A 10,380-nucleotide genomic window follows, 5' to 3' on the forward strand; every position below is an offset into this window, starting at 1 on the left:
GCGAAGGGGTCCAGGCCGGTCAGGGCGGTGCTGGCGGCCCACAGCCGGGCCGCGAGCTCGAGGTCGGCCATGTGCCCGCGCACCGGTTCGCGGGCCGGCAGGCCGCGCATCCCCAGCACCCTGGGCCCCCACAGCTCACCCCCGCGTACGGACGGATCCAGCACGGCCCGCACCGCTGGCCACGCCGCGGCCTCCTTGCCCTGCAGCAGCAGCCCGGCGGGCAGGCCGCGCAGCCGCTCGCCGGCGGTGCGCGGCCGGATCGGCCGCGAGGGCGTCAGGGAGTCCAGCGCGCCGCCGGGATGGGTGACCACGCTCGCCGTGGTGGCGCCCGCGGCGCGCAGGCGGCGGTCCAGCTCGAAGCCGAAGAGCATCTGCGCCAGCTTCGAGCGCGCGTACACCCGCTTGGGCCGGACGTCGCCGCGGCTCTGCAGGTCGTCCAGGTCCAGGGTCTCGGACCTGGCGGTGAGGCTGCCGGTGGTCACGACGCGGGCGGCGGGGGCGGCGGCCAGCAGCGGCGCCAGGTGCGCGACCAGCGCGAAGTGGCCGAGATGGTTGGTGGCGAACATCAGCTCGTGGCCGTCCTTCGTCTCGCGCCGCGGCGGGTCGTCGAGCAGCACGCCGGCGTTGCACACGACGGCGTCCAGGCTCGGCAGTCCGAGCGCCGCGACGACGGCCCCGACCGAGGCGAGGTCGGCCAGGTCGAGCGGCACCTGCCGCACGCGCGCGCCTGGGACCCGGCCGCGGATGGACAGCGCGGCGGTCTCCGCCCTGGCGGGGTCGCGGCTGCCCAGGATCACGGTGGCGCCGGTGCCGGCGAGCTGCTCGGCCACGAAGTAGCCGATGCCGGCGTTGCCGCCGGTGACCAGGAAGTGCCTGCCCTGTGCGGACGGCAGGCGCCGGACGTCCCAGGGCGCGGAGGAGGAGGACACGGGAGCGCTCATTTCTGTAGTCGCTATGAATTCAGAATCATTCTAGTTTTTGCTACGATGAGAGCATGACGACAGGACGCCGCGAACGCAAGAAGGCGCAGACCCGCAAGGCCCTGGCCGAGGCCGCGGTGCGGCTGTTCGCCGAGCACGGCTACGACAGCGTCACCGTCGCCCGGGTCGCCGACGAGGCCGACGTCTCCATCGCCACCCTGTTCGCGCACGTGCCCGACGGCAAAGACGCGCTGATCTTCGACGACGGCGACGAGCGGCACGTCTGGCTGGCCGCCGCCGTCCGCGAGCGGCCCCCCGGGCAGAGCGTGCTGGCGGCCCTGCGGAACTGCCTGGCCGAGCGGGGGCCGTTCGCCGGCGACCTGCCGCCCGAGCAGCGGCGCAAACGCGACCTGATCGTGGGCACGCCCGCCCTGCGGGAGTACTCGCGCCGGCTCTGGATCGCCGCCGAGGGCTCACTGGCCGAGGCGATCGCGGCCGAGACCGGGCGCGACCCCGCCGACATGACCGTGCGCGCGCTGGCCCGGTACGTGCTGGAGATCCCCGAGCTGGCCGGCGCCGAGCCCGACCCGCGCGCCGCCCTCGACGCCGTCTTCGACCTGCTGGAGTCCGGCTGGCCCGAGCGCGCCTGACGGCGTCGGGGCGTTGACGCGGCGGACCCGGCTCTGGTCCGCTGTACGTCACCGATCATCGACTTCGGGGAGCGAGCCCGTGTGGTTTCCCAGGCGCCTGGCCGCTGTGATCGTCTCGTCGGTCCTGACCGTCTCGGCCGTGCCCGGCGCGGCCCGAGCCGCCACGCCCGTCACCGTCTGGCACTGGAACGCGGCCGGCAACACGCTGAACCACGGCTCGACCGGCAACGGCATGGTCCGGGCCGCCGTGGGCTCGATCGTGGCGCGGGGCGCGACGCTCGTCTCGTTCAACGAGCTGTGCGCGAGCCAGTACCAGGCGCTGGTCACCGGCCTGCGGGAGGCCGGCTGGCCCGCTGACGACGGCAACTTCGCCCGGTTCGTCGCCACCTACCCCGCCCAGACCGGCGGGCCGTGCGGCGGCGGCGAGTACGGCAACGCCCTGTTCAGCAAGCAGCCCCTGGGGGCCGCCGAGCGCATCACCCTGCCCGACGACGGCAAGACCGAGAAGCGGAAGATGCTCTGCGCCCCCCTGCAGTCCCGCCCCGGCCTGCGGTTCTGCGTCACGCACACCACCTACGTGGACGCCTACCGCGCCGCCCAGCTCGACGCCGTGCTGACCAGGCTGGAGGCCTACCACGCGGCCGGTGACACAGTGGTCGTCGCGGGCGACTTCAACCTGCCGCCCGACGCCGCCCGTCTGAACGGCTACTACTCCCCCACCGTGAACACCCCCAACAACCGCGGCAACACCGGCCGCTACCACGAGCTCGACGACGCCGACGCGGGCAACTGCCCCGGCTACGGCGAGCTGACCGTCAGCACGCCGGACGGCAAGGGCCCCTGCGGCTCGGGCACGAAGCTCGACATGATCTTCGCCAGGGCGGACCGGATCAGCGGCGCCTACGCGGCCGACTCGCTCGCCCCGGCGACCACGTGCACCGGCAACCCGGGCGGCCTGTGCTCCGACCACCGCGTGCTGGTCGGGACCGTCACCCTGTCGTGAGCAAGGCCGTGGCCCGCCCCGGGGAGCACGGGGCGGGCCACGGCCCCGTGCCTGCTGACAGGGGCCTGTCAAACAGCGGCCATCCACCTTGTCGGGCAGGTCGCGCGGGCGCACAGTCAAGGCACATCACCGCCCAGGAGGATGGATGAACGGAAGACCTGCCCCCCACCGTCACGCCACGACCGCGGTAAGACGTCTCTTATCCGCTGGTCTGGCCGTGTTCGTCGCCGCCTTCCTCGTCGCGACCCCCGCCGGGGCCCTGGCGCTGCCGACGGCCAAGGAGCTCGTGTCGAACCTCGACCTCGACTGCTTCAAGACCACGACGTACCAGCCGCCGGCCGTCGCGCTGACGCTGAAGCACATCAACCCGGTGCTCGCCAACCAGCCGCCCGTGCAGGTCACGCTCGGTCCGCGTGAGCAGCTCTGCGTGCCGGTGGCCAAGAACAACGTCATCCCGCCGTCTCCCGCGCTCGACTTCGTCAGGTACGTCGACCTGTCCTGCTACCGGGTGACCGGCCCGCAGATCAACCTGCCTCTGTCGCTGCGCCACCTCAACCCCGTCCTGCAGGGCCTGCCGGGCCTCAGCGTCACGCTGAGCTCGCCCCAGCAGCTGTGCGTGCCGGTCAGTAAGAACGGCGTCGTCCCGCCGCCGGACGTCCTGAACGTCGTCTCGCACATCGACCTGCTGTGCTACGCGCACACGCCGAACCCGTCGATGAACAAGGCGCTGAACCTCACCCAGCTCAACCCCGTCCTGGTCAACCAGATCCCGCCCAGGACCGTGCAGGTGGCCGCCGCCCGTCAGCTCTGCGTCCCGGTGCAGAAAGGCGGCGACCAGATCCCGGCGGACGTGTTCGCCCTCGTCCGCTGGGTCGACCTGGAGAAGTTCGACGTCGTCAGCCCGGCGACCCCCATCGTGGGGCTGACGCTGAAGCACCTGAACCCGGTGTTGGCGAACCTGCCCGCCGAGGAGCTGCGGCTCACCGGCGGCTCGCAGCTCGCCGTGCCCGTCTCCAAGAACGGCGCGGTGCCGCCGGCCTGACGCACCCGGCCGGGCCGCGACCACCGGCCCGGCCGCCTTCCGCCCGATCCCGCAGGACAAAGGATTCCCCAGCTTCGGGTCGTCCGAGAGTGGCGTCCGACTGCAAGCGGTATGACCTGTTTCCGATAGGTCGTGGAGCATTCGGGGGAACGGTGGGGATGTCCTGGCGGGCGGTGGCGACGGTGCTCGCCGCCGTGGCGCTGACCGGCGGTTGCGGCGGCGGCAGCGGACCGGACGGTTCGGAAGCGGGCGAGGCCGGGCCCAGCGCGCCCAAGCAGGCCCGGCCCGTCATCACGCCGGACACCCCGATCGTCCCCGACGACGCCGACGAAGCCGGCGACCTCCCCGACCCCACCATGCAGGTGGGTATGGACTGCCAGAAGGTCTTCCAGAAACAGGACTTCGCCGGACCGGCGGCGCAGAAGATCAACCAGGTGGCCGCCGACCCCCGCAGCTCCGACAGCGAGAAGGCGGTGGCCAACGCCTGCGGCGCGGTGATCAACGCGAACACCGGGAACTGGGACAAGTCGGTCGAGCAGGCCGATGTCGCGAACAACCTCCGGGCGAAGATTCCGGAACAGCTGCGCCGCCCGATGTTCGCCATGCTCGACCAGGCGGAACTGGAGAGCGCCGCCGCGCGGGGCGAACGCGACAGGGTCCGGCGGGTCATCGCCCGCATCGAGCGGGAGGGCGGCCAGGTCCCGGCCGGCTACCTCAAGAACGCGTGCGCGGTGGTGTCCGGCACCGAAACGCTCCCGGAGTGCGCGACGATCACCGCCTCGCCCGGCCCCCCGCAGCCCTCGTCCGGCACCTCGTCCGAGCCTTCGTCCGGACCCTCGCAACCGTCGGAACCCGCCGGGCCTTCGCCGGGCGAGCCGTCCTCCGAAGCGCCCGGCACCGAGCCACCCGGCGAGCCGCCGGACACCGGCGGCCAGACCGGGGCGCCCGGCGACAATCCCGAGCCGCCGCCGGAGGAGACCGGCCCGGCGCCGGGCCCGTCGTGACCGCCCCACCGCCCGCCGCCGAACCCCCGGACGACGACGGCGGCACCGGACAGGACGTGTCCCGCCTGTGGCGGATCCTCGCCCACGTCGTGACGCCGACCACCTTCATCGCCGCCATCATGGTGTACTTCGGGGCGGTCCGTACCAACACCATGTACGCCCGCCTCGGCGTGGACCAGAGCATGCTGGGCCTGTCCCTGCAGGACTACGCGCTGCGCAGCGTCACGCTGGCGGCAGAGCCGCTGATCCTCGTCCTGGTGGTGGCCCTGGTCGCGCCGCCCGCGCACGCGTGGCTGACCCGCTCCGCCGAGCGGCATCCTCCCTTCGCCAAGTGGGCGGTCAGGGTCATGGCCGTCGTCGGAGTCGCCGGCGCCGCGGTGGGCATCGGCAGCCTGGCCGGATGGAGACTGCTGCCGCCCTACGCGAGCCTGGGCGAATGGAGATCGCTGCCGCCCTACGCGGGAGTGGCCGGATGGCGGCCGCTGCCGGCCTACGCCATGCCCCTCTGCCTGGGGCTGGGCGTCTTCCTGCTGGTCTACGGCTCCTCCCTGCGGCAGCGGCTCGACCCGCGCCACAGGCCCTCCGCCACCGACCGGCTCGTCCGGCGCACGCTGTGCACGGCGCTGCTGCTGTTCCTGCTGCTGTGGGGGATCACCCTCTTCGCGCAGTCACGCGGTGAGCGGGAGGCCGACCGGACGCTGGCCGACATGCGCAGGCTGCCGAGCACGGTGGTCTACGCGGCCCGGCGCCTGAACCTGCAGGGGCCGGGCATCACCGAGACCGCCCTGCCCGACCCCGGCGCGATGTACCGCTTCCGCTACGCCGGCCTGCGCCTGCTGATCAACTCCAACCAGCGGTACTTCCTCCTGCCCGCCTGCTGGATGTCCGACCTGTCGGCGCGGGCGATCGCCCTGCCCGCCGACGACTCGCTGCGCCTGGAGTTCGGCGTGTTCCGGATGCCCCCCGACTGCCCGCCCTGACCGCCCGCCCCGGCCGACCGCTGGTCGCGGTCACACGCCGATATGCACGTACGGCGCCCAGAACATCGGGCTGCCGAAACGGGCGGTGCCGCGCAACCGGGTGACGGCCCGGTGCAGCGCCACCGCGGGGTCGGCGGCGCCCGCGGCGAGAACGGCGTACACGTCCGCGGCCACCTCGGCGGCCGAGGCGTCGTACATCGACCACAGGGTGCCGATCACGTTGCGGTAGCCCGCGAGCTGGAACGCCGCGGCCAGGTGGATGCGCGGGCGTACCTCTGCGCCGAACTTCCCTCTCTGCGGCGGGACGCCGCCGCCGGCGGCTGGACGGCGGCCCTGGCCGACGCGCTGACCGTGCTCGACGAGGGCAGCACGGCCCGCGACGTGCTGACGCTGCTCGACCCCGCCACGGCCGACGACGCCGACGAGCCGCGCGGAGATCCGCATCCGCAGCCGTATCTGCTGTTCGGCGCCGCCGGGCCCGAGCTGCGCGGCGTGTACGTCTGCCCCGACGGCTGGTGCCCCCGCCGGTCGGGTCGCGACGCCGCGAACCGGCCCCCCGTCTGCGCCCTGCGCCGGCGGCCCATGCGTTTCACGGAGTCGTGACCGCCGTGCTCGACGGGTTGCTCACCGAGGTCGGCAAGAAGGCAACCGAACGCCGGCTGTCCCCGGCCTGGCCGCTCGGTCTCTGCTTCGCGGCGGCGGCCTGGTGCACGGTCACCCTCGGCCATGCCCACGCCCTCGATCTGGGCCTGCTCGTCCGGCGCACCCGCGCCGGCCTGACCCTGATCGGCCTCGACCCGGTGGCGCTGGTGACGGTGGGGGTCATCGCGGTGCTGGCCGCCGCCGTGGCGGCGGGCCTGGCCCGGCTGGCGGTGGGCGCGGTCGAGCGGTTGTGGCTGCTGGAACGGCGCGGACGCAGGCTCACCTGGCCGGGGCGGCGGCTCGCGCTGCTGGAGGAGCGGGTGCGGGCCGAGTACCACGGACTGCGGGTCTCCCTGGTATGGCCCCGGTTGTGGTCGCTGCTGGAGGATCACCAGCGCGTACCCGTACGCGACGCCCGCGCGGCGCTCGACACCGCCGCGCTCACCATGAGCTGGGGCCTGCTGTACGCGCTCCTCGGCTGCGCCTGGTGGCCCGGCGCCGTGGTCGCGGCGGGCCTGGTGACCGGCGGCTGGACGGCCGGCCGGCGCCATGCCCACGCGTACGCGACCCTGGTGGAGAGCCTGGTGGACGTCCGCCAGCGCGACCTGGCCACGGCGCTGGGCGTGGAGCTGCAGCACGGCGTGATCACGGCGGAGGAGGCCGGCCAGATCAACGCCCGGCTGCACAAGGGCGGCCCCGACCTCCCGGCGCCGCCGCCCGGAGTGAGGGCCCGACTCCGGGCGGCCGGGTGCGGCCCGTGCAGTTACGGCAGGGGAGGCGACGAGCTCGGCGAACTCCTCCGGCGTGGACGCTGCACACGCCCAGGCTCTAGGTGTACTGACCACAGAGGTTAGGTACGCGGCTGGCGGGCGGGTAGCCGCCGAGTGCGGTGTGTGCTCGGTGGTGATTGTAGGTGTGCAGCCAGGATCGGAATGCTTGCCGGCGTTCGGTTTCGCTGGTGTAGGGCTGGGCGTAGGCCCACTCGTCGGCCAGGGTGCGGTGGAAGCGCTCGACTTTGCCGTTGGTCTGGGGCCGGTAGGGGCGGGTGCGTTTGTGGGTGATGCCCAGGCCGGTGAGGGTGTCGCGCCACAGGTGGGACTTGTAGCAGGCGCCGTTGTCGGTCAGGACGCGGCGGACGGTGATGCCCAGGCTGGTGAAGTGGGCGTGGGCGCGGTGCCAGAAGGCGGCGGAACCACCGCAAGGCCACCACCACCGCCCGCTACCGGCACGGCAAGCCCAAGATCGGCTACAGCTACCTGCACACCGCCCTGGACGACCACTCCCGCCTGGCCTAACGCTCGCCGCCTGTGCGGAGCGTCGCGCGGGACTCAACTCGTGGGACGGTGGGACTGACGGGCAGCCGGACATGCCGACCCTCGTACGAGCAAGCCCTCGGACAGGCGGCGCCAACCGAGCCATCCGATCGGGAAGTGAGTCGCTTGGATCGCCCACCAGCCGAGAACAAGTGGACGACAGGCAGCTGAGCTGCGTGTTCCTGCTGAGGCCGGAACCGGGTGACAGCCCTGGGCCCGAGAAGATGAACTGGCTCTGCCCCACCACTACCGCGATCACGTTTGTGTGGCGTGGCGAATCGGGGTTCCGGACAATCCACCAGCCACCAAGACTGGGCCCCTGCCTGCCGCTGCCTGCTCGACGGGCAGGCGTTTCACGGCCTTTGGGCTTGCTCGGACAACTAACGAGGAGATCTCATGCTGAGAAGATTCATCCCGGCTGCTGTCGCTGCCATCTCTCTCGCAGGGCTGGCGTTCGTGTCACCCGCGAGCGCGGCAAGCCTTCCCGATCGCCTGTATGGCTGCGGGCGGGGAGATTTCTGCGTGTATTCGACAGAGGTCATCTCGGAAGCAACGAAGATCGGCATCGGCCGGGGCGAGGACTGGTCGGCCATCGGGGTGCTCTTCAGCCCCTACAAGAACGTCCGGTCCTTCTTCAACTACGGCTGGCCCGCCACCGAGGACCACGTCGTGGTCTCGTTCGTCAATTCGGCCGGCCAGAGCGGGTCGATGTGCGTTCACCGCGCTGAGGACGGTGACGTCGGGGTGGGACATGAGACCTACCCTCTGCCCGTGACCGTCACCAAGATCGACTGGGTCAACAGCGCCCAGGGTCCGTGCTGGGGGTAGTCCCCATCCGCCGGGAATCCGGCGCGGAACCGGCCTGTGCGGCCGGCGCTCCCCCGGCCGCCGCGGTGCGCGCGGCGGTCCGGGCGGCGTCCGAGCTGTCGTACGCGGGGCTGCCGGCGCTGGTGCTGTCCGCTACGAAGCCGCCATTCCCGCCGCTGCCCTCAACGACTGGCTCGTCATTCTTTGACCGTGGGATACGTGGTGGTCACGCCGCTGTCGGCGTCGTAGGAGTCGGACAGTTCGATCGTCGATGGTTTCAGGTTGTGGACCGCGTGTCTGCACTCGATCTCGAAGGCGATCTCGGTAGGGGTGCTGCCGACTTCCTTGAGGTAGAGCTCCAGTCGCTGGTTCAACTGATCTGTCTCATCTATGTCGTACAAGGTGACGAGGCCGCCTGCGACGAGGGCGTCGAGCGAGTCCGTGACCGGCGTGAATCCGCGGAGCATTTCGCACTCGATCATCGCCAGGTCCGTGGAGGGCTGCGACGAGTTGAGAAGGCGGGCAGTGATGTGCAGGGTCACTCTCTCCCCCTTCTCCGCTGTGTCGTCCGGTCCGGGCAGATGCCACGGCTCGCCGTCCTGGGTGAGACACTTGGCCTGGACGCTGAATCCCTGAACTGTCTGAGTCATTGACGCCTCGTCACTTCCTGTGGTTGCTGACATTCCCGCGTTCAGTTCTCGGCGTCATGGGCGATCGACAGTCTCGGATCGACCAGGCGCTCGTTGCGCGGATGGTGAACGTGGAAGTCCGGCATCGGCACTGCGGGCCCCTGGCCGAACACGCCGGCCATGTAGTCCACCAGGTCTTTGCATTTGTCGGGATCGAACACCTCGTGGTCGTTCTCCTCGACGGTGCCCCCGATGACGACATGGTCATGGCGCGGGAACATGTACCCCTTCTGCCCGTACAGGTATTCCAGGTTCACCTGCGGCCGCAACATCGCGAGCTGTCCTCGGTACGAGATCATGTCGTTGTCGTTCCACAATTCCTTCGCGCCGAGCCCGGTGCAGTTGATGATGACTTTCTGCGTCAGGGACGTGAGCACGTCCGTGCTGTTGATGAATCTCCGGCTCACGAACATGACGCCGCGCGCCCTCAGGTCGCGTTCCAGTCTGGGAATGAGGATCGGCGGTTCGACGAGCAACGTCCGGTACCTGTATCCGGAGGTGTTGTGTCCTTGGAACGGCAGGCGCGGGAGATATTCGCGCGGCGGCAGCAGTCCCGGCACGAGTTCATGCACCACGTCGATGCCCGAGGTGGGGCGGACGCTGTAGTTGTCGACCTCGGACACGCCGAAGCCCTTGCCGATGCTGGCCTTGAACATCGTGTAGGCGGTCGCGAGAATGTACTGGAACTCCTGCACCTTGGCGAAGTCCTTGGAATACTCCAGGATCGACGCGGCCCATTGGCCGCCGGCCTTGTACGACGTGGTCTCGACCGGCTTGCGGTCGGAATAGATCGTGACGTTCAGCCCGAGGTCGAGCAGCAGGGTGGCGGCGGTCATTCCCATGACGCCTGCGCCGATCACCGCGATCTCCCTTTCGACGATATGGGTCTCGGCCTGACGTTTGAGGACCATGTCTCGTACCGCGGCGGCGCAGCCCCAGCTCAGCGTGATGCCTCCACCGCCGTGGCCGTAGTTGTGGATGACGAACCTGTCGCCAAGCTCCTCTCCTTCGAGCCGATACGAGTGCGTGCGGTAGGGCCTCAGACCCGCGAGGCACGCGCCCGGCTGATGGGGATCGAAGGTGAAGTCCGGAGTGGGCAGGTTGGCAGGTGTGCTCACTCCACGCTCGTCCAGCAGCATGTCGGGCTCCGTTGATCAGATGCTTGGCCATCGGTACGCATACCCGTGCAGGCGTCCGGCCCTTACCCGGACTCCAACGCTTGACCGGCCTCTGGACGACTGTTTCCAAGGCGGCGGCGACGTCCGGCCGCGCCGCACGTCGACGCCTTGACCTGCGGAAACACCCGCCCTGAGTAAGGTCAAGGCACGGC

Annotated in this window: 12 protein-coding genes and 1 pseudogene; 8 read left to right on the forward strand and 5 right to left on the reverse strand. The window is 71.0% G+C overall.

Translation table 11 applies throughout. The annotated features are described in order from the left end of the window. The coding region (locus ACWCSD_RS38125; RefSeq protein ID WP_449922214.1) for an SDR family NAD(P)-dependent oxidoreductase at positions 1-941 on the reverse strand (941 nt) is incomplete at its 3' end. 53 nt (positions 942-994) lie between these two features. Between ACWCSD_RS38125 and ACWCSD_RS38130 the strand changes: the two genes are divergently transcribed. The 5 genes from ACWCSD_RS38130 (at position 995) to ACWCSD_RS38150 (ending at position 5,599) form a co-directional block, all read left to right on the forward strand. Beyond that, entirely contained in the window at positions 995-1,570 is a 576-nt protein-coding gene (locus tag ACWCSD_RS38130) for a TetR/AcrR family transcriptional regulator (RefSeq protein ID WP_397156864.1), read from the forward strand. Positions 1,571-1,649: 79 nt separating this feature from the next. Further along, positions 1,650-2,573: an endonuclease/exonuclease/phosphatase family protein gene (locus ACWCSD_RS38135; protein WP_449922216.1), complete on the forward strand. Its 924-nt coding sequence runs from the start codon at positions 1,650-1,652 to the stop codon at positions 2,571-2,573. A gap of 145 nt (positions 2,574-2,718) precedes the next feature. Further along, positions 2,719-3,615: a hypothetical protein gene (locus ACWCSD_RS38140; RefSeq protein ID WP_449922218.1), complete on the forward strand. Its 897-nt coding sequence runs from the start codon at positions 2,719-2,721 to the stop codon at positions 3,613-3,615. Positions 3,616-3,773: 158 nt separating this feature from the next. Next, on the forward strand, positions 3,774-4,619 hold the full coding sequence (locus ACWCSD_RS38145) for a hypothetical protein (protein ID WP_397156870.1): 846 nt from the start codon (positions 3,774-3,776) through the stop codon (positions 4,617-4,619). Then, complete coding sequence (locus tag ACWCSD_RS38150; protein ID WP_449922220.1) at positions 4,616-5,599, forward strand: hypothetical protein; 984 nt, start codon at positions 4,616-4,618, stop codon at positions 5,597-5,599. The genes ACWCSD_RS38145 and ACWCSD_RS38150 overlap by 4 nt, the downstream gene beginning before the upstream one ends. Positions 5,600-5,629: 30 nt before the next feature. Here ACWCSD_RS38150 and ACWCSD_RS38155 read toward each other — a convergent pair whose 3' ends face one another. Beyond that, on the reverse strand, positions 5,630-5,818 hold the full coding sequence (locus ACWCSD_RS38155) for a CHAT domain-containing protein (protein ID WP_397156874.1): 189 nt from the start codon (positions 5,816-5,818) through the stop codon (positions 5,630-5,632). Between the two features lie 36 nt (positions 5,819-5,854). Here ACWCSD_RS38155 and ACWCSD_RS38160 point away from each other — a divergent pair, with 36 nt between their 5' ends. Together ACWCSD_RS38160 and ACWCSD_RS38165 are read left to right on the forward strand one after the other, a co-directional pair. Beyond that, positions 5,855-6,202: a hypothetical protein gene (locus ACWCSD_RS38160; protein WP_449922223.1), complete on the forward strand. Its 348-nt coding sequence runs from the start codon at positions 5,855-5,857 to the stop codon at positions 6,200-6,202. Further along, complete coding sequence (locus ACWCSD_RS38165) at positions 6,199-7,095, forward strand: hypothetical protein (protein ID WP_449922225.1); 897 nt, start codon at positions 6,199-6,201, stop codon at positions 7,093-7,095. Before ACWCSD_RS38160 ends, ACWCSD_RS38165 begins: the two co-directional genes overlap by 4 nt. Here ACWCSD_RS38165 and ACWCSD_RS38170 read toward each other — a convergent pair. Continuing rightward, a pseudogene (locus ACWCSD_RS38170) lies at positions 7,070-7,432 on the reverse strand (integrase core domain-containing protein); the annotation flags it as partial. The gene ACWCSD_RS38165 and the pseudogene ACWCSD_RS38170 sit on opposite strands and share 26 nt — an antisense overlap. A gap of 644 nt (positions 7,433-8,076) precedes the next feature. Between ACWCSD_RS38170 and ACWCSD_RS38175 the strand changes: the two are divergent. Continuing rightward, positions 8,077-8,382, forward strand: coding sequence for a hypothetical protein (locus tag ACWCSD_RS38175; protein WP_449922227.1), 306 nt, complete (start codon positions 8,077-8,079; stop codon positions 8,380-8,382). Between the two features lie 176 nt (positions 8,383-8,558). Here the strand turns inward: ACWCSD_RS38175 and ACWCSD_RS38180 are convergent, their stop codons facing one another. After that, entirely contained in the window at positions 8,559-9,011 is a 453-nt protein-coding gene (locus ACWCSD_RS38180) for a hypothetical protein (RefSeq protein ID WP_397156882.1), read from the reverse strand. A gap of 41 nt (positions 9,012-9,052) precedes the next feature. Continuing rightward, a complete protein-coding gene (locus tag ACWCSD_RS38185; protein ID WP_449922229.1) occupies positions 9,053-10,189 on the reverse strand; it encodes an FAD-dependent oxidoreductase in 1,137 nt (378 codons plus the stop codon). Positions 10,190-10,380 lie beyond the last annotated feature (191 nt).

The sequence above is a fragment of the Nonomuraea sp. NPDC001684 genome, assembly GCF_053596515.1.

Excerpts from the sequence above, each read along its gene's own strand:
- ACWCSD_RS38130 (WP_397156864.1), top strand. The coding sequence starts at position 995 with ATGACGACAGGACGCCGCGAACGCAAGAAGGCGCAGACCCGCAAGGCC.
- ACWCSD_RS38140 (WP_449922218.1), top strand. The coding sequence starts at position 2,719 with ATGAACGGAAGACCTGCCCCCCACCGTCACGCCACGACCGCGGTAAGA.
- ACWCSD_RS38145 (WP_397156870.1), top strand. The coding sequence starts at position 3,774 with ATGTCCTGGCGGGCGGTGGCGACGGTGCTCGCCGCCGTGGCGCTGACC.
- ACWCSD_RS38180 (WP_397156882.1), bottom strand. The coding sequence starts at position 9,011 with ATGACTCAGACAGTTCAGGGATTCAGCGTCCAGGCCAAGTGTCTCACC.
- ACWCSD_RS38185 (WP_449922229.1), bottom strand. The coding sequence starts at position 10,189 with ATGCTGCTGGACGAGCGTGGAGTGAGCACACCTGCCAACCTGCCCACT.